Genomic DNA, 248 nt, shown 5'->3' on the forward strand with positions numbered 1-248 from the left:
ATGCTTTCTGGGCGTTTGCCAAACTTGTTATTGTAATCGTCCCATACTTTTTTACCACTAACTTCTGTTGTTTCTACATTCTTGTAAGTGTTCGTAATTGTTGTGCCTTCTACTTTTGTTTCATAGTCGTTTACTTTCACTTCACTTACTGTGTATTTAAACTCGTTTCCTTGCTCATCGTACTTCGGAAGATCTTTGAAATCGAAGTTCCAATTACCAGCTTGGTCGGCTTTCACTTCTTGTGTTTT

Annotated in this window: 1 protein-coding gene; it reads right to left on the bottom strand. The window is 37.1% G+C overall.

Features of this window, described 5'->3' with window-relative positions; all coding sequences use genetic code 11:
• Positions 1-248, bottom strand: a 248-nt coding sequence (locus CN288_RS27870; protein WP_141528038.1) for a Cna B-type domain-containing protein, incomplete at both ends; no start/stop codon positions are given.

The sequence above is a fragment of the Bacillus sp. AFS023182 genome, from assembly GCF_002560575.1.
Taxonomy (GTDB): domain Bacteria; phylum Bacillota; class Bacilli; order Bacillales; family Bacillaceae_G; genus Bacillus_A; species Bacillus_A arachidis.